The sequence below is a fragment of the Streptomyces sp. NPDC031365 genome (assembly GCF_055569765.1).
Genome location: NZ_JBVIIM010000010.1, coordinates 222,891 through 241,000, shown reverse-complemented (window position 1 = coordinate 241,000; position 18,110 = coordinate 222,891). Strand labels below are relative to the sequence as shown.

Below are 18,110 nucleotides of genomic sequence, written 5' to 3'. Positions count from 1 at the left end.
CCCCGGCGCCCGCCCACGGTGCTCGCGCGCGGTCAACGCCCTCTTGATCGTCCCAGTAGGGTCGTTACGTGAGTAACGAACACATCACGCTGACCGCGGGAGACGCGGAAGTGGACGTGCTGCCGGGGAACGGCGGGCGGGTCGGTGGGCTGCGGGTCGGGGGCGTCGAACTGCTGCGGCAGGGGGAGCGGTTCGGATGCTTCCCGATGGTGCCCTGGTGCGGACGGATCCGGGAGGGACGGTTCCGGGACGGCGCCACCGTGCGGCAGATGCCGCTCAACGCCCCGCCGCACGCCATCCACGGCACCGCACGCGACGCCGCCTGGCACACCGCCCGCAAGAGCACCGACGAGGCCGTCCTCACGTACGACCTCGTCGAGCCGTGGCCGTACCCGGGCCGTGTCACGCAGCAGGTCGCGCTCACCGAGGGGTCCCTGACGCTGACGATGGGCGTGGAGACGTACGAGTCGTCCTTCCCCGCGCAGATCGGCTGGCACCCGTGGTTCAACCGCGACCTCGGAGGCGAGGACGTGGCGATCGGCTTCGCGCCCGCCTGGCAGGAGGAGCGGGGGGAGGACCACCTGCCGACGGGGCGGCGCGTCGACCCGGGGCCGGGGCCGTGGGACGACTGCTTCGGGATGCCCGGCGGCGTCGACGTCACCCTCACCTGGCCGGGGCAGCTGGAGCTGAAGGTGACCAGCCGCGAGGAGTGGGTCGTGGTGTACGACGAGCAGCGCGAGGCCGTCTGCGTGGAGCCGCAGACCGGGCCGCCCGACGGGCTGAACACCCATCCGCGCCTGGTCACCCCCCTGGAGCCGCTGGAGGCCTCGACGACCTGGACCTGGACCCGCCTTTAAGCTGACCCGCATGACGGACACACGCGGCGCGCTGCTGCAGCAGATCAAGGACAAGGCCGTGGTGCACGGCAAGGTGACGCTCTCCTCCGGTCTGGAGGCCGACTACTACGTCGACCTGCGCCGCATCACCCTCGACGGCGAGGCCGCCCCGCTGGTCGGGCAGGTGCTGCTGGACCTGACCGCGGAGCTGGAGTTCGACGCGGTGGGCGGGCTGACCATGGGCGCCGACCCGGTCGCGGCCGCCATGCTGCACGCCGCCGCCGCGCGGGGCCGGAAGCTGGACGCGTTCGTCGTGCGCAAGGCCGCCAAGGCACACGGGCTGCAGCGGCGTGTCGAGGGCCCGGACATCGAGGGCCGCCGGGTCCTCGTCGTCGAGGACACCTCCACCACCGGCGGCTCCCCGCTGACCGCCGTCGAGGCCGTGCGCGAGGCCGGCGCGGAGGTGGTGGCCGTCGCGACCATCGTCGACCGGGCGACCGGTGCCGCCGAGAAGATCCAGGAGGGCGCCGGGGTCCCGTACCTGTTCGCCTACGCCAAGGACGAGCTCGGCCTCGACTGACGGGCCGGCCGCCGCCCAGTGGGCGGACGGCGGGATGGACCTTGCGGCCGAGTCTGGAAGGATGGGCGCGACAATGACGTCGCTTCCAAGGTTCCAGGTCAGGGCCGACAGCACGCAGTACGCCACACCGCACGCTTAAGGAGCGGACAGATGCCCATCGCAACTCCCGAGGTCTACAACGAGATGCTGGACCGGGCGAAGGCGGAGAAGTTCGCCTACCCGGCCATCAACGTCACGTCGTCGCAGACCCTGCACGCGGCACTGCGCGGCTTCGCCGAGGCGGAGAGCGACGGCATCGTCCAGATCTCCACGGGCGGCGCCGAGTTCCTGGGCGGCCAGCACAGCAAGGACATGGTGACCGGCGCGGTCGCCCTGGCCGAGTTCGCGCACATCGTCGCCGAGAAGTACGACGTGAACATCGCGCTGCACACCGACCACTGCCCCAAGGACAAGCTCGACGGGTACGTGCGCCCGCTGCTCGCGGTGTCCGAGGAGCGTGTCAAGGCCGGCCGCAACCCGCTCTTCCAGTCCCACATGTGGGACGGTTCCGCGGAGACCCTCGCGGACAACCTGTCCATCGCCCAGGAGCTCCTCGGGCGCGCCCGCGCCGCGAAGATCATCCTCGAGGTCGAGATCACCCCGACCGGCGGTGAGGAGGACGGCGTCACGCACGAGATCAACGACTCCCTCTACACCACGGTCGACGACGCCGTCCGCACCGCCGAGGCCCTCGGTCTGGGTGACAAGGGCCGCTACCTGCTGGCCGCGTCGTTCGGCAACGTGCACGGTGTGTACAAGCCGGGCAACGTCGTCCTGCGTCCCGAGCTGCTGAAGGAGCTCAACGAGGGCGTCGCCGCCAAGTACGGCAAGCCGGCCGGCTCCCAGCCGTTCGACTTCGTCTTCCACGGCGGCTCGGGCTCCTCCCCGGAGGAGATCCTCACCGCGCTGGAGAACGGTGTCGTGAAGATGAACATCGACACCGACACGCAGTACGCGTTCACGCGCCCGGTCGCCGACCACATGTTCCGCAACTACGACGGCGTCCTGAAGGTCGACGGCGAGGTCGGCAACAAGAAGACCTACGACCCGCGCACCTGGGGCAAGCTGGCCGAGGCGTCCATGTCGGCCCGTGTCCTGGAGGCCTGCCAGAACCTGCGCTCGACGGGCACCCGGATCAAGTAACCCGCTCGTACGCGTCGAGCCCGGCACCCGCTCAGGTGCCGGGCTCTTCCGTATGCTCGCCGTATGCCCGACGTCCGGCTGTCCTCCCCGCAGGGCAAGTGGATCCTGTTCACCACGGTGCTCGGCTCCGGCATGGCCCTGCTCGACTCGACCGTGGTCAACATCGCCCTCCCGCGCATCGGCCGGGACCTCGACGCCGACCTCGCCGCACTGCAGTGGACCGTCAACGCGTACATGGTCACGCTGGCCGGGCTGATCCTGCTCGGCGGGGCGCTGGGCGACCGGTTCGGGCGGCGCAAGGTGTTCGTCGTCGGTGTGCTGTGGTTCGCCGCGGCCTCGCTGCTGTGCGGCCTCGCCCCGAACGCCGGTCTGCTCGTCGCGGCCCGCGCGCTCCAGGGCGTCGGCGGCGCGCTGCTCACCCCCGGCTCGCTCGCCCTCATCCAGGCGTCCTTCCACCCGGACGACCGGGGCCGCGCGGTCGGCCTGTGGTCCGGGTTCGGCGGGATCGGCGCGGCGGTCGGCCCGTTCGTCGGCGGCTGGCTGGTGGACGGGCCCGGCTGGCGCTGGGTGTTCCTGCTCAACGTGCCGCTCGCCGTGCTCTGCGCACCCATCGCCGTACGCCATGTGCCGGAGTCGTCCGGCCGGAAGGCCGAGGGCCGGTTCGACGTCCTCGGCGCGGCGCTCGGCGCGGTCGCCCTCGCGCTGGTGACGTACGCGCTGATCGAGGCCGAGGAGGGGTCCCTGCCGGTCGTCGTCTCGGCCGTCACCGGTCTGGCCGCCGCGGTCGCGTTCGTCCTCGTCGAGAAGCGCCACCCGGCCCCGATGATGCCGCTGGACATCTTCGCCTCCCGCCAGTTCTCGGCGGTCAACGTGGTCACGCTGTGCGTGTACGCGGCCTTCGGCGGCTTCTTCTTCCTCGCCGCGCTCCAGCTCCAGGTCGTCGTCGGCTGGTCCGCCCTCGCCGCCGGTACGGCGCTGCTGCCCACGACCGCGCTGATGCTGCTGCTCTCCGCCCGCTCGGGTGAGCTGGGCGACCGGATCGGCCCGCGCATCCCGCTCACCGTCGGACCACTGCTGTCCGCGGCGGGGATGCTGCTGATGCTGCGGGTCGGGCCGGACGCCTCGTACGCCACCGAGGTGCTGCCCGCTCTGCTGGTCCTCGGCCTCGGCATGGTCAGCCTGGTGGCGCCGCTGACCGCGACCGTCCTCGCCGCCGTGGACACCGCGCGGGCGGGCCTGGCCAGCGGCATCAACAACGCCGCCGCCCGTGCGGCCGGCCTGGTCGCGGTGGCGGCGCTGCCGCTGCTCGCCGGGATGGGACCGGAGGCGTACCGGGTGCCGGACGCCTTCGACGACGCGTTCCAGCGGGCGATGGTCCTGTGCGCGGGCGTCCTCGTGGTGGGCTCCGCCATCGCCTTCGCGACCGTACGCCGGCCCGGTCCTGACTGCCGCAGGCCGCAGTGCCGCACACACGGCAGCGTGGCGGTGCCGCCGCTGGAGGCGGGGGCGGGGCCCGGCCCGGGGGAGGAGCGCGGGAGCCTGCCCCGCTGATGTACGAGACTGGTCCCATGTCGATTCACGAGAACCTCCTCGGGGGCCCGCCCCCGACCCACCTCCCCGACGACCCCGGTCCGCGCGAACTGCTCGCGTCGGGCACCTCGTCCGCCGATGTCGCCGCCAAGTACCCCACCTCCTCGCTGGCCTGGGCCCAGCTGGCCGACGAGGCCTTCGAGCGGGGCGGCGTCGTGGAGTCGTACGCGTACGCCCGTACCGGCTACCACCGCGGCCTGGACGCGCTGCGCCGCAACGGCTGGAAGGGGCACGGCCCGGTGCCGTGGGAGCACGAGCCCAACCGCGGCTTCCTGCGCGCCCTGCACGCCCTCGCCCGCGCCGCGCAGGCGATCGGCGAGCAGGAGGAGTACGAGCGCTGCGCGCGGTTCCTGGAGGACTCCTCTCCCGCGGCGGCCCAGGTCCTGGGCTGACCTGCCGGTATTTCCGTGGCCCGCCCGTGAGCGGGCGGGCCTTGCGGTTTCGGGGGACGATTGCGCAGGATGCACCGTGGGGACCGGGGCCCCCGTGCCGGTAACGGCAGGGGCGGACCGCTACCCGGAGTACATGTACAGGAGACAGCGATGTCCCACGAGGCTCATGAGCCGGAGACCCCGCATCTCGACTTCAAGGGAACGACCCCTTACGAGGACTACGTCAGGGCCGACGTCCTCACCCACCTCCAGCACACCCTCTCCGACGATCCCGGAGAGATGGTCTTCCTGGTCACCACCCAGGTGATGGAGCTGTGGTTCACCGTCATCGTCCACGAGTGGGAGACCGCGGCGAAGGCGCTGCGCGGGGACGACGTACCGACCGCGACCGACGCGCTGAAGCGGTCCGTGCGGGAGCTGGAGGCGCTGAACGCGTCCTGGAAGCCCCTGATCGGGCTCACCCCGGCGCAGTTCAACTCCTACCGCGGCGCGCTCGGCGAAGGCTCCGGCTTCCAGTCGGCGATGTACCGGCGCCTGGAGTTCCTCCTCGGCGACAAGTCCGTCTCCATGCTGGTCCCGCACCGGGGCGCGCCGCGGGTGCACGCCGAGCTGGAGAAGGCGCTGCACGAGCCGAGCCTGTACGACGAGGTGCTGCGGTTCCTCGCACGTCGCGGGCACCCGATCCCGGAGGACGTGCTGCGGCGCGACGTGTCGCGGAAGTACGAGCCCTCGCCCGAGGTGGAGTCGGTCTGGACGGCCGTCTACTCGGGTGACGAGCGGGACGAGGTGGCCCGCCTCGGCGAGGTGCTGACCGACGTCGCCGAACTGGTGTGGCGCTGGCGCAACGACCACCTGGTCGCCACCCGCCGCGCGATGGGAGCCAAGACCGGAACGGGCGGCTCCGCCGGAGTGGCCTGGCTGGAGAAGCGGGCGCAGAAGAGCGTGTTCCCCGAGCTGTGGACGGCGCGGTCGTATGTCTGAGCTCGCGGCGAAGGCGGAGAAGCTGGACGCCTCCGACGAACTGGCCGCCAAGCGGGCCGAGTTCGTGCTCGACGAGGTGGTGTACCTCGACGGCAACTCGCTGGGCGCGCTGCCGGTGGCCGTTCCCGGCAGGGTCGAGGACGTGGTGCGCCGGCAGTGGGGCGAACTGCGCATCCGGTCCTGGACGGAGGGCGGCTGGTGGACGGCGCCGGAGCGGGTCGGCGACCGGATCGCGCCGCTGGTCGGCGCGGCGGCCGGGCAGGTCGTGGTCGGCGACTCCACCAGTGTCAATGTGCTCAAGGCGCTGGTGGGCGCGGTGCGGCTGGCTCGGCTGACGGATCCCGGGCGGGACGAGATCGTGGTCGACGCGACCACGTTCCCCACGGACGGGTACATCGCCGGGTCGGCGGCCCGGATGACGGGCTGCACGCTGCGTCCGGTCGCGCCGTCCGAGGTCCCCGGAGTGCTCGGTGACCGTACGGCCGCCGTGCTGCTCAACCACGTCGACTACCGCACCGGGCGGCTGCACGACCTGCCGTCGCTGACGGCGGCGGTGCACGCGGCGGGAGCGTACGTCGTCTGGGACCTGTGCCACAGCGCGGGCGCGCTTCCGGTCGGGCTGGACCGGCACGGCGTGGACCTGGCGGTCGGCTGCACCTACAAGTACCTGAACGGCGGCCCCGGTTCACCGGCGTTCCTGTATGTGCGCGCGGATCTGCAGGACCGCTTCGACTCCCCGCTGCCCGGCTGGAACTCCCACGAGGAGCCCTTCGGCATGCGTGCGGACTACGAGCCGGCGGCGGGCGCGGTGCGGGGACGGGTCGGTACCCCGGACATCCTCTCCATGCTCGCCCTGGAGGCGGCGCTGGAGGTCTGGGACGGCGTGACGGTCGGCGCGGTCCGGGCCAAGTCCCTCGCGCTGACGGACTTCTTCCTGGAGTGCGTCGAGGCGTACGCGCCCGAGGGACGGGTCGAGTGCGTGACGCCGCTCGCGCACGCGGAGCGGGGCAGCCAGGTCGCGCTGCGCTGCGAGGGCGCCGGGGAAGTGATGGAGCGGCTGATCGGTCGGGGCGTGGTCGGCGACTTCCGCCCCCCGGACGTCCTCCGCTTCGGCTTCACCCCGCTGTACGTCGGATTCGCGGATGTGGAGCGGGCGGCGCGGGTGCTGGCGGAGGTGCTGGCGTAGGCGAGGGCCGGGGGCGGGGATGTCGTGGACGGAGCCGCCGCCCCCGGCGGGCGGGGATGTCGTGTACGGAGCCGCCGCCCCCGGCGGGCGGCGATGTCGTGCACGGGGCCGCCGCCCCCGGCGGCTCCCCGGATCCGGGCCGCCCCGGCGGCTCCCCGAAGTCGCTGACCGAGCGTGACATCCCCATGTCGGGGCACGTGGGCGTCCTGATACCGTCCCGGCCAAACGGCCGCGTTCCTGCACGGTCCGTCACCTACGTTGTATCGCTGAGAGGTTGAGCATGACGGACGACGTCGCAGCCGCCCGGACCGCCGCCGAGGAGGAGTCGGCCTTCTCCCACCCGCCCGTGGCCCCGGATGTCACGGCGGCCTACGGCGACGACCCGGATCAGCTGATCGACTTCCATGTGCCGCGGGGTGAGGGCGGGCCGGGGCCCGCGCCCGTGGTGGTCGTCCTGCACGGAGGTGCCTGGCGCGCGCCGTACGACCGGCGCCACATCAGCCCCTTCGCGGCCTTTCTGGCCGGCCGGGGCTTTGCCGTGGCCAGTGTCGAATACCGGCGCGGTGCGGAGGAGGCGGGCGGTGGTGACGCGGTCGCCGGGCGGTGGCCCGATACGTTCGACGACGTGGCTGCCGCGCTGGACGCCCTGCCCGCGCTGATCCGGGAGCATCTGCCGCAGGCCGATCCGCGGCGCGTCGTCCTCACCGGTCACTCGGCGGGCGGGCATCTGGCGCTGTGGGCCGCCGCGCGGCATCTCCTTCCGGCCGGCGCCGCCTGGCGCACCGATGGTCCCGCACCACTGCGGGGTGTTGTCGCGCTCGCCCCGATCGCCGACTTCGCGGTCGCGGACGAGCTCGGCGTGTGCGGGGGTGCCGTGCGGCAGCTTCTCGGCGGTGACGATCACTTCGCCGAACGGCGGGCGCACGCGGATCCGGCGCTGCTGCTGCCCACCGGGATCGCTACGACCCTGGTGCAGGGCCGTACCGACGTCGATGTCCCGCAGGCGGTCGCCGAGGCGTACGCGGAGGCGGCGGCGAAGGCGGGGGAGGTGGTGGGGGTGACGTTGCTGGAGGACGTCGGGCACTTCCCGCTGATCGATCCGGCGGCCGACGCGTGTGCGGTGGTGGCGGAGGAGATCGCCCAGCTCGCCTGGTGACGTCCCGTCGGGTGGGGGCATGTCATACCGTTCCTAAACAGTGTCCAGGAGTGACATCTGACGCCAGCTCCCGGAACTGCGCGCATCCCGAACGGTGTTGGATGCGCTGGGTTCCCGGGCGCAATGCCCTGTGCGCGTGCCCATTCCGTCAGGTTCATGCGCAAGAATGTACATCACTCACGGCACCTAAAAGACACCTATGGACACTTACTCGAGAGTTGTTCACGACCCCTCGTACCTGAGAGCTACCCCGTGAGTGAGTCCCCCGGTGGGACGCGGACTACGTGCGGTGATCCGTAACTTCCCTTGCCGGCCGGCCCGATGAGCGGGCGGGCGGCGGCGGGGAGGGGTGGCGTTGACCTCGGGCTACTGAGAGGTAACCCGCCGTGGCCTGCGTAGTACCTGAGACGGACTCCCCGATACCCGTCTCAGCGGGGACGACCGGGATCACCCGGTCGGCCTACCGTGTGAGCGTGACCGAGACGACTCAGCAGCAGTACCCGGGCGCCCCACGCGGCGACGGGGACGGATCCGGGACCCGCAGCCCGGAGTACCGGCTGGCCCAGAACTCCCTGCGGGGACTGCGCCATGACCTGTTCCACGACGCCTTCGCCTACCGGCCGCTGCCGCCCCGGCGCACGGACGGCCCGTTCGTCCGACGGCTGCCCGCACGGCTGCGGTCCGCCGCGCAGCACCTCCCGCACGCGGTCGTCGGGGCGGTGGCGCTGATCGCCCTGATGGCCGGCGCCCTGTCGAGCGGCCTGCCCGGCGGGGACGTACCGGCCCTGCTGGTCGGTCTGCTGTGCGCACTCCCGGTGCTCGCCACGCTGGTCCGGCCGATCGGCGCGTTCTGGCTGTCCCTCGCCGTGACCCCGGTGGTCGCGATCCTGGGCGACGGGGGCGGCGACTGGCCGTGGATGCCCGGAGCGTTCGTCTGCCACCTGGCGGTGGTGGTGGTCGTGGCACTGCGCACCCGGCCGCGCACCGCCGCCTGGATGTGGGTCCTGACCGCCGCGTACGCCTTCCTCTCCGACGTCTTCTTCGGCGGTTCGTACTACTACACCAACGCCGGTCCCATGATGGTGACGTCCGCCTTCGCCCTGCTGGTGGTCTCCCTCTGGCACGTCCGGCACACCGCCCAGCAGGAGGTGACCGCCCAGCAGACGGTCACCGCGCACGAGCGGTCCCGGCGCACGGCGCTGGAGGAGCGCACCACCATCGCCCGCGAGTTGCACGATGTGGTGGCCCACCACATGTCGGTGGTCGCCATCCAGGCCGAGGCGGCCCCGTACCGGGTGGAGAACCCGCCGCCGGAGCTGGAGCGCGCCTTCGTCACCATCCGGGAGAACGCGGTCGCCGCCCTCACCGAGCTGCGCCGCATCCTCGGCGTGGTCCGCGCCGAGGACTACGAGGCCCCGGATGCCCCGCAGCCCACCCTCGCCGACCTCGACGCCCTGCTCGTCAATGTGCGCGGCGCCGGACTGGAGGTGGAGAAGGTGCTGACCGGCGCGGTGCGGGAGCTGCCGCAGGGGGTGGAGCTGTCGGCGTACCGGATCGTGCAGGAGGCGCTGAGCAACAGCCTGCGGCACGCGCCCGGCGCGAGCGCCCGCGTCGAGATCGGGTACGTCCTCGGCGGCCTCGGGGTGCGTGTGGTCAACGGCCCGGCTCCCGCACCGAACCTGGTGAAGCCCGCCCGTCACCCGGCCACCACCCCTGAAGGAGGGCTTCGCCCGCCCTCTCCGATGGGCGCCGGCCACGGCATCACCGGCATGCGGGAGCGGGTCACCATGCTGAACGGTGAGATGACGGCCGGTCCGACGGACGACGGCGGCTACGAGGTCGCCGTGTTCCTGCCGGTCGCCACGGTGAACGAAGGTGACGCATGACCATCCGCGTCCTGATCGCGGACGACCAGATGATGGTGCGCGAGGGCTTCTCGGTCCTGCTGGGCGCGATGCCGGACATCGAGGTCGTCGGTGAGGCGGTCAACGGCCGGGAGGCGGTCGAGCGGGTCCGCGAACTCGCCCCCGACGTCGTTCTGATGGACATCCGCATGCCCGAGATGAACGGCATCGAGGCGACGCGGGAGATCGTCGCCGCCGACGGCACGGCGAAGGTGCTCGTCCTGACCACCTTCGACCTCGACGAGTACGTCTACCAGGCGCTGCGCGCGGGCGCCTCCGGCTTCCTCCTCAAGGACGCCTCCGCCCGTCAGCTCGCCGACGGGGTGCGGGTCGTCGCGGCCGGTGAGGCCCTGCTCGCCCCGACGGTGACCAGGCGCCTGATCACCGAGTTCTCCAAGCTGTCCGAGGCGCCGCGGCTGATGCCGTCCGCGCAGGCGGCGTACGGCGATCTGACCGAGCGGGAGACGGAGGTGCTGGTGCTGATCGCGCAGGGGCTGTCGAACGCGGAGATCGCCGGGCGGCTGGTGGTCGCCGAATCGACGATCAAGACGCACGTGAGCCGCATCCTGGTGAAACTGGGCCTGCGGGACCGCACCCAGGCGGCGGTGTTCGCGTACGAGGCACGGCTGGTCACGCCGGGCTGACCCCCTGGTCAGAGGCCGTCTTCCGGGCTACCGTCCGTTCATGGCAGCCCTTGACGACCTCGCCTTCGACCCGTGGGACCCGGCGTTCGTCGCCGACCCGTACCCCGCCTACGCCGAGCTGCGCGAGCAGGGCAGGGTGCGGTACTTCGAGCCGACGAACCAGTGGCTGGTCGCCCACCACGCGGACGTCTCGGCGCTGCTGCGCGACCGGCGCCTGGGACGGACGTACCTGCACCGCTTCACCCACGAGGAGTTCGGCCGCACACCGCCCCCGCCGGAGCACGAGCCGTTCCACACCCTCAACGACCACGGCATGCTCGATCTCGAACCGCCGGACCACACCCGCATCCGGCGCCTGGTGTCGAAGGCGTTCACCCCGCGCACGGTGGAGCGCCTCAAGCCGTACGTCGAGGGCCTCGCGGGGGACCTGGTGTCGGCGCTGGTCGAGGCGGGCGGCGGTGACCTGCTCACGGACGTCGCCGAGCCACTGCCGGTCGCGGTGATCGCGGAGATGCTGGGCATCCCGGAGGCGGACCGGGCACCCTTGCGCCCCTGGTCGGCGGACATCTGCGGAATGTACGAGCTGAACCCGTCCGAGGACGCGGCGGCGAAGGCGGTCCGTGCGTCGGTCGAGTTCTCGGACTACCTGCGCGAACTGATCGCCGAGCGCCGCAGGAACCCCGGCGACGACCTGGTCTCGGGCCTGATCGCCGCCCACGACGAGGACGACCGGCTCACCGAGCAGGAGATGATCTCCACCTGTGTGCTGCTGCTGAACGCGGGCCACGAGGCGACGGTGAACTCCACGGTCAACGGCTGGTGGGCGCTGTTCCGCAACCCGGACCAGCTGGCCGCCCTGCGCGCCGACCACTCCCTCGTGCCCTCCGCCGTGGAGGAGCTGATGCGCTACGACACCCCCCTTCAGCTGTTCGAACGCTGGGTTCTGGACGAGATCGAGATCGACGGGCAGGTGATCCCGAGGGGCGCGGAGATCGCGATGCTCTTCGGCTCCGCCAACCACGATCCGGCGGTGTTCACCGACCCGTCCCGGCTGGACCTGACCCGGGCCGACAACCCGCACATCTCCTTCAGCGCCGGCCTCCACTACTGCATCGGCGCGCCGCTGGCCCGTATCGAGCTGGCGGCCTCGATGACGGCGCTGCTGGAGAAAGCACCGGGGCTGCGACTCGCGGCGGAGCCGAAGAGAAAGCCGAACTTCGTGATCCGGGGACTGGAGGGGCTGGCCGTGGACGTGAGGTGATCACCCGTTCAGATGATCACCGGCCGACTTCCGGTGATGGACGTGGAGGACTCGTCAAGCTGGTGTCCGCCTGCGGAGGGAGGCACCATGACGGTTATGGCAGAACGTGCGTCATCACAGTTGTCGGTGGACATGTTCGAGCGGATTGCCGAGTTCGCCGAGCGTGAGGACGAGACCGTCAGGTTCGAGTTCATCAACGGACGGATCGGGCTCAGGAAAGTGACCAACGGCAATCACGGCGCGATCATCATGTGGCTGGTCCGTCTGTGCATGCAGGCCAGGCCCGAACTCGATCTCAGCCCGGTACAGGGGTTGAAGGTGGAGTCCTACCGCAAGGGCCGGGCCCTGCCGGACGCGGTGCTCGCACCCGTCGCCCACTTCGCGGGGCAGGGGGACTGGGCGGACACCAAAGGCGTGCTGATGACGGTGGAGGTCACCTCCTTCGACTCGGACACGCACGATCGTGACCGTGTGGAGAAGCCCCAGGCCTACGCCGAATCCGGGATCCCCGTCTACCTGTTGATCGACCGCGACCGTCGCTCGATCCTCGTACACAGTGACCCGGACCCGGTGGTCGGCTACCGGAACGTCCAGAAGCGCCAGTTGGGCAAGAGGGTCGTGCTTCCCAACCCTGTCGGCATCGAATTCGACACCGAGGAGCTCAAGCCGTACATGGACTGACGGGTCCTGTCACGTCGTCAAGCCCCTTCCTACTTCGTCTCCAGGTCCCGGCGCCGGAAGCCCTCCAGGCCCAGCCACACCAGTCCCGCCGCGACGAGGGTGAGGAGCAGTATCGGGGTCCAGGACATGTCCGCCGCAGGCAGCCGGGGGACGTGGCCGAAGGGGGAGAGGTTGTTCATCCAGTCCGGGAACTGGAGGATCTGGCCGAGGTAGCCGACCACGAAGGCGTACACCGGCACGATCCAGGCCGCCTGGCTCGCCCGCGGGAACCAGCCGAAAAGGACCGCGGCCGCACCGACGGTGACCCACAGGGCGGGTGCGTACGCGAGGGCCGCGCCCGTCAGGTCCGGCACCAGCCCGGCGTCACCGGTCGATGCCGCGCCGGCGACACCGAAGCCGAGCCCGGCCAGCAGCAGGACCACCGTGCCGCCGCCCATGGCCACGGCCAGGTGGCCGCCGACCCAGCGGGAGCGCGAGAGGCCGGTGGCGAGCAGCGGCTCGGCGCGGCCCGCCGTCTCCTCGGAACGGGGCCGCAGGGCCGCCATGACGACGTACACCGCCGCCACGACCGTCAGGACGACCATGACCATCGAGGCGAAGGACTCGGCGACACTCGCCCCGCCCAGGCGTTCCAGGGCCTCCTCGATCTCGTCGATGCCCGCCAGCATGTCCTCGGCGTCCCCGAGGATCGACCCGTACATCGCGCCCATCAGGAACAGGCCGGTGCCGAAGCCGGTCAGCATGCCGCGGTGCAGGCGCAGGGCGAAGCCGACCGGTGTGGTGAGCGCGGCGGAGGCCGTGGGGCTGCCCAGTTTCTCCGGGCGCAGGCCCGCGCCCACGTCCCGCCGGGTGGAGAGCCAGAACCCCGCCGCCGCGCACGCCACCGCGAACACCAGGCACAGCAGCAGCGGCCACCAGCGGTTGTCGACGTACGGGTAGCTGCGCTGCACCCAGCCGATCGGGGACAGCCAGGACAGGGCGCCGTTCTCGCCGCTGTCGCCGGCGGCGCGCAGTACGTAGGCGACGCCGATGACCGCGAGGGCCATACCGGACGCCCCGCGCGTGTGCGCGGTGAACTGGACGGTGACCGCGGCGACGGCGGCGAAGACCAGGCCGGCGGCGGCGTGGGCGAAGCCGTAGACCAGTGAGCCGGCCGTGCCGATGCCCTCCATTCCCAGGCCGGCCAGGCCGAAGGCCAGCAGCAGGGCGAGGGCGAGGTTGGCCAGGACGGCGACGGACAGGGCGGCGGCGAGGTGGGCGTGCCGGCCGACGACGGTCGAGCGCACCAGTTCGGCGCGGCCCGTCTCCTCCTCCGCGCGGGTGTGCCGCGTGATGACCAGCACGCTCATGAGGCCGACGAGGACGGCCGTGAAGCCGATCATCTGGTGGCTCAGGATGGAGCCGAAGCCGTCGTCGGTGAGGTAGTGGCGGGGGCCGGACATGGCCAGGCCGGCCGGGCTGTCCACGCTGCTGACGGCGTTCGCGCGGTCCTGCGGGTCGCTGTAGAGGGTCCGGAAGCTGTTCGCCGTGGCGAGCGTGCCGAGGAACAGGGCCAGGACCCACACCGGGAGCCGGATCCGGTCCCGGCGCAGGGCGAAGCGGATCAGCGTCCTGGTCCCCGCCAGCGCGTTGCCGCCCGCGACCGGTGTGCCGGACGCCCGGGTGCCGGGGGTTGCGGTGGCGGAGGTCATCGGGCCTCTCCGTCCGTGCCCTGCCCGGTGCCGTGCCCGTTGGCGGCGAGCTCGTCGCCGTAGTGGCGCAGCATCAGTTCCTCCAGGGTCGGCGGGTGGCTGACCAGGCCCCGGACGCCGAACTCGGCGAGTTCGCGGACCACGGTGCCGACCTGGGCGCCGTCGACGGTGAAGCGGACCCGGCCGGTGGCCTCGTCGACGGTCCGCAGGTCGTGGACGCCGGGCAGGCCCGCCAGGCCGGTGGCCGGCCGTTCGGTCTCCGCCTCGATGGTGGTGCGGGTCAAGTGGCGCAGTTCGCCGAGGGTGCCGGACTGGACGGTGCGCCCCAGCCGGATGATGCTCACGCGGTCGGCGAGCTTCTCCACCTGGGCCAGGATGTGGCTGGAGAGCAGGACGGTCTTGCCGGCCGCCTTGGCCTCGCCGATGACGTCCTGGAAGACGACCTCCATGAGCGGATCCAGTCCCGCGGTCGGCTCGTCGAGGAGCAGCAGCTCGGCGTCGGAGGCGAGCGCGGCGACGATGGCGACCTTCTGCCGGTTGCCCTTGGAGTAGGCGCGGCCCTTCTTGGTCGGGTCCAGGTCGAAGCGCTCGATGAGCTCGGCCCGCCGCTTCCTGTCCAGCCCGCCCCGCAGCCGCGCCAGCAGGTCGATGGCCTCGCCGCCGGTGAGGCCCGGCCAGAGTTCCACGTCGCCGGGGACGTAGGCGAGGCGCCGGTGGAGCTCGGCGGAGTTCGTCCAGGGGTCCTGGCCGAGCACCTGGGCGGTGCCCGAGTCGGGGCGCAGCAGGCCGAGCAGGACGCGGATGGCGGTCGACTTGCCGGAGCCGTTGGGCCCGAGGAATCCGTGGACCTCGCCGGTCTCGACGCTCAGGTCGAGGCCGTCCAGTGCGTGGGTCCGGCCGAAGGACTTGTGCAGTCCGGACACGGTGATGGCCTTCGTCATGCTCGGAACGTACGCTTCCTTCAGAAATTTGTGAAGTTAAGGAAGCGTATGAACTGCTGACTAGACTGATCCACGGTGTCTGAGCAGGGGAGATGATCGGAGCATGGCCGAACCGCGCGGGACGGACCGGGACCCGGAGGCGGTCTCACGGTTCGTGGAGCACTTCGCGGCGCAGCTGGTGGAAGCCGGGCTGCCGCGGATGCCCGCCCGTGTCTTCGCGGCCCTGCTCGCATCCGACACGGGGGTCATGACCTCCGCCGAGCTGGGCGAACAGCTCAGGATCTCGCCGGCCGCGGTGTCCGGCGCGGTGCGCTACCTGGCGCAGCAGCGCATGGTCTCCCGTGAGCGCGAGCCCGGCTCCCGCCGGGAGCGGTACCGGGTCCACGGCGACCAGTGGTATGAGGCCCTCACCAACCGCGAGGTCGTGATCCGCCGCTGGGAGGACGCCCTCCGGGAGGGCGTCGCCAGCCTGGGCGAGCAGACCCCGGCGGGCCGTCGGCTGGCGGAGACGCTGGCCTTCTTCGAGTTCGTGGAGAAGGAGGTCGAGGCGATGATGGAGCGCTGGCGGGCGCATCGGGAGGAGCGGTTCGGGCAGGGGTAGCCGATCCGCTGCGCCGAGTGGTGGCTGGGCTGCCGATTCCCGCGCCGTTCGACTGCGTCCTGGACACGATCGAGTTCAAGGCCCCCCGACTCGACTCGACACGTCCGCTACCGCACCGGCACCGTGAGCCCCACGTCCGCTACCGCACCGGCACCGTGAGCCCCCACGCCCCCTCCCGCACCACCCACGTCCGCGTCCGCACCGGCCCCGACACCACCGCGTCCGCCCGGTAGCGGAAGTGCGCGCCCGACACGGTCACCGTGCGGCCCTCCGCCGACAGCGGGGACACCGCCGCGCCCACCGACGCCGGACGCACCTCGACCCGCGCCTTCCCGGAGTCACCGGGCACGACCGAGACGCCCTCCACCGGCTGCCCCAGATCGACGAGCGTCTCCCCGTCGACCTCCACCCGCAGCCGCGTCGGCCCCGCCTCGGGCGCGGAAACGGTTCCGGACGGCCGCGCCGGCACCAGGGTCCGTACCAGCGACCGGCACGTCCGCAGCCACGGGTGGCCCACCCCGCCGTCCGCCTCCCGCATGCGTGTCACACCCCCCACCGGAGGGATCCGCAGCGTGCCGAGCACCACCCCGTCGCTGTCGTCCACCATCAGGTCCATCCGCCGCTCCGCCCCCTCCAGGACGGCCCGTGCCGCCGCCACCGCCCCCGTGGGCACCCCCAGCGACCGGGCGAGGGCGACCGCACCCCCCACCGGCACCAGGGACAGGGTGCACGCGGCCAGCTCCCGCTGCCGGTGCAGCAGTTCCACCGCCCGCACCAGGGCCCGGTCGTCGCCGACCACCACCGGCCGCCGCGACCCGCGCCGGGCCAGTGCCCGGGCGAACTCCTCCGGGCCGTCCGGCAGGCACACCTTCGTGCCCGGGGCACCCGCGCCGAGCACGTCCTTCGCGATCCGGACCGACTCGCCGTCCGCCTGCCGGGCGAGCGGATCGATGACCACCAGGAGCTGATCGGACGTCGCGGAGAAGGTCCTGGAAGTCGCCACCTCGGCCATGCCTCGCTTCCTCGGGTAGCATCTTTGTGCAAGAGCCCCTTGCGCTATTGCGCCAGGGGCTTCGTCTATTCCGGGGCATCCGGTCCGACGGTTGGCGGCCAACGGTGGTCGCGGTGCACGCGACGGTGATCCTCCGCGTGCGCCCCTGACCTTGGACATGCCCCGCCCGGAAGGGGTGTACGCGCGTGCCCGCACTTGTGCTGCTCGGTGCTCAGTGGGGTGACGAAGGCAAGGGAAAGGCGACGGACCTGCTCGGTGGATCCGTCGACTATGTGGTGCGCTACCAGGGCGGCAACAACGCCGGCCACACGGTAGTCGTGGGTGACCAGAAGTACGCCCTCCACCTGCTCCCTTCCGGAATCCTGTCCCCCGGCTGCACGCCGGTCATCGGTAACGGCGTCGTCGTCGACCCGTCGGTCCTGCTCTCCGAGCTGAGCGGTCTGAACGAGCGCGGCGTCGACACGTCCAAGCTCCTGATCAGCGGAAACGCTCACATCATCACGCCGTACAACGTGACGGTGGACAAGGTGACCGAGCGCTTCCTCGGAAAGCGCAAGATCGGCACCACGGGCCGGGGCATCGGCCCGACCTACGCCGACAAGATCAACCGTGTCGGTATCCGCGTCCAGGACCTGTACGACGAATCGATCCTCACCCAGAAGGTCGAGGCGGCCCTCGACGCCAAGAACCAGATGCTCACCAAGCTCTACAACCGGCGCGCGATCGCCGTGGAGCAGGTGGTCGAGGAACTGCTGGGGTACGCGGACAAGCTCGCCCCGTACGTCTCCGACACGGTGCTGGTGCTGAACCAGGCGCTGGAGCAGGACAAGGTGGTCCTCTTCGAGGGCGGCCAGGGCACCCTGCTCGACATCGACCACGGCACCTACCCCTTCGTCACCTCGTCCAACCCGACCGCGGGCGGCGCCTGCACGGGCGCGGGCGTGGGCCCGACGAAGATCAGCCGGGTCATCGGCATCCTCAAGGCGTACACGACCCGCGTCGGCGCCGGCCCGTTCCCGACCGAGCTGTTCGACGAGGACGGCGAGGCCCTGCGCCGTATCGGCGGTGAGCGCGGTGTCACCACCGGCCGCGACCGCCGCTGCGGCTGGTTCGACGCGGTGATCGCCCGCTACGCCACCCGCGTCAACGGCCTCACCGACTTCTTCCTCACCAAGCTCGACGTCCTCACCGGCTGGGAGCAGATCCCGGTCTGCGTGGCGTACGAGATCGACGGCAAGCGCGTCGAGGAGCTGCCGTACTCGCAGACCGACTTCCACCACGCGAAGCCCGTCTACGAGATGCTCCCCGGCTGGAGCGAGGACATCAGCAAGGCGAAGTCCTTCTCCGACCTGCCGAAGAACGCCCAGTCGTACGTCAAGGCCCTGGAGGAGATGTCCGGCGCCCCGGTCTCCGCGATCGGCGTGGGCCCGGGCCGCACCGAGACGATCGAGATCAACTCGTTCCTGTAGGAC

General features: G+C 71.7%; 17 protein-coding genes. 14 read left to right on the top strand and 3 right to left on the bottom strand.

The window, feature by feature from the left end; all coding sequences use genetic code 11:
- The first annotated feature begins 68 nt into the window (after positions 1-68).
- From ACZ5C2_RS17850 to ACZ5C2_RS17795, 12 genes are all read left to right on the top strand, one after another.
- Entirely contained in the window at positions 69-857 is a 789-nt protein-coding gene (locus tag ACZ5C2_RS17850) for an aldose epimerase family protein (RefSeq protein ID WP_468791483.1), read from the top strand.
- Between the two features lie 10 nt (positions 858-867).
- Positions 868-1,416: an orotate phosphoribosyltransferase gene (pyrE, locus tag ACZ5C2_RS17845; RefSeq protein ID WP_468791480.1), complete on the top strand. Its 549-nt coding sequence runs from the start codon at positions 868-870 to the stop codon at positions 1,414-1,416.
- 150 nt (positions 1,417-1,566) lie between these two features.
- Positions 1,567-2,598, top strand: a complete 1,032-nt coding sequence (fbaA, locus tag ACZ5C2_RS17840) for a class II fructose-bisphosphate aldolase (RefSeq protein WP_468791477.1) — start codon at positions 1,567-1,569, stop codon at positions 2,596-2,598.
- A 63-nt stretch (positions 2,599-2,661) separates the two neighbouring features.
- A complete protein-coding gene (locus tag ACZ5C2_RS17835; protein ID WP_468791474.1) occupies positions 2,662-4,149 on the top strand; it encodes an MFS transporter in 1,488 nt (495 codons plus the stop codon).
- 17 nt (positions 4,150-4,166) lie between these two features.
- The gene (locus ACZ5C2_RS17830; RefSeq protein WP_468791471.1) at positions 4,167-4,580 is read left to right on the top strand and encodes a DUF3151 domain-containing protein; all 414 of its coding nucleotides are present in this window, start codon (positions 4,167-4,169) and stop codon (positions 4,578-4,580) included.
- 150 nt (positions 4,581-4,730) lie between these two features.
- A complete protein-coding gene (locus ACZ5C2_RS17825; protein WP_468791468.1) occupies positions 4,731-5,561 on the top strand; it encodes a tryptophan 2,3-dioxygenase family protein in 831 nt (276 codons plus the stop codon).
- Positions 5,554-6,747, top strand: coding sequence for a kynureninase (gene kynU / locus ACZ5C2_RS17820; protein WP_468791465.1), 1,194 nt, complete (start codon positions 5,554-5,556; stop codon positions 6,745-6,747). Before ACZ5C2_RS17825 ends, kynU begins: the two co-directional genes overlap by 8 nt.
- A 280-nt stretch (positions 6,748-7,027) precedes the next feature.
- Positions 7,028-7,903, top strand: coding sequence for an alpha/beta hydrolase (locus ACZ5C2_RS17815; protein WP_468791462.1), 876 nt, complete (start codon positions 7,028-7,030; stop codon positions 7,901-7,903).
- A 386-nt stretch (positions 7,904-8,289) separates the two neighbouring features.
- The gene (locus tag ACZ5C2_RS17810) at positions 8,290-9,789 is read left to right on the top strand and encodes a sensor histidine kinase (RefSeq protein WP_468791459.1); all 1,500 of its coding nucleotides are present in this window, start codon (positions 8,290-8,292) and stop codon (positions 9,787-9,789) included.
- Positions 9,786-10,451 (top strand): response regulator, encoded by a 666-nt coding sequence (locus ACZ5C2_RS17805; RefSeq protein WP_468791456.1) that lies wholly within the window; start codon positions 9,786-9,788, stop codon positions 10,449-10,451. Before ACZ5C2_RS17810 ends, ACZ5C2_RS17805 begins: the two co-directional genes overlap by 4 nt.
- A 40-nt stretch (positions 10,452-10,491) precedes the next feature.
- Positions 10,492-11,712, top strand: a complete 1,221-nt coding sequence (locus ACZ5C2_RS17800) for a cytochrome P450 (protein ID WP_468791453.1) — start codon at positions 10,492-10,494, stop codon at positions 11,710-11,712.
- Positions 11,713-11,799: 87 nt separating this feature from the next.
- Positions 11,800-12,393 carry a Uma2 family endonuclease gene (locus ACZ5C2_RS17795; RefSeq protein WP_468791450.1) on the top strand — a complete coding sequence of 198 codons (594 nt, stop codon included), beginning with the start codon at positions 11,800-11,802 and terminating at the stop codon, positions 12,391-12,393.
- A 29-nt stretch (positions 12,394-12,422) separates the two neighbouring features.
- On the opposite strand, the gene ACZ5C2_RS17790 is transcribed toward ACZ5C2_RS17795, so the two are convergent.
- Positions 12,423-14,084 carry an ABC transporter permease gene (locus tag ACZ5C2_RS17790; protein ID WP_468791447.1) on the bottom strand — a complete coding sequence of 554 codons (1,662 nt, stop codon included), beginning with the start codon at positions 14,082-14,084 and terminating at the stop codon, positions 12,423-12,425.
- Positions 14,081-15,025, bottom strand: a complete 945-nt coding sequence (locus ACZ5C2_RS17785) for an ABC transporter ATP-binding protein (RefSeq protein ID WP_468791444.1) — start codon at positions 15,023-15,025, stop codon at positions 14,081-14,083. The genes ACZ5C2_RS17790 and ACZ5C2_RS17785 overlap by 4 nt, the downstream gene beginning before the upstream one ends.
- Positions 15,026-15,128: 103 nt before the next feature.
- On the opposite strand from ACZ5C2_RS17785, the gene ACZ5C2_RS17780 reads away from it, so the two are divergent.
- Positions 15,129-15,626 carry a GbsR/MarR family transcriptional regulator gene (locus ACZ5C2_RS17780; protein WP_468791441.1) on the top strand — a complete coding sequence of 166 codons (498 nt, stop codon included), beginning with the start codon at positions 15,129-15,131 and terminating at the stop codon, positions 15,624-15,626.
- Between the two features lie 139 nt (positions 15,627-15,765).
- Here ACZ5C2_RS17780 and ACZ5C2_RS17775 read toward each other — a convergent pair whose 3' ends face one another.
- The gene (locus ACZ5C2_RS17775) at positions 15,766-16,638 is read right to left on the bottom strand and encodes a diacylglycerol kinase family protein (protein ID WP_468791438.1); all 873 of its coding nucleotides are present in this window, start codon (positions 16,636-16,638) and stop codon (positions 15,766-15,768) included.
- Between the two features lie 185 nt (positions 16,639-16,823).
- Here ACZ5C2_RS17775 and ACZ5C2_RS17770 point away from each other — a divergent pair, with 185 nt between their 5' ends.
- Positions 16,824-18,107, top strand: a complete 1,284-nt coding sequence (locus tag ACZ5C2_RS17770) for an adenylosuccinate synthase (RefSeq protein WP_468791435.1) — start codon at positions 16,824-16,826, stop codon at positions 18,105-18,107.
- Positions 18,108-18,110 lie beyond the last annotated feature (3 nt).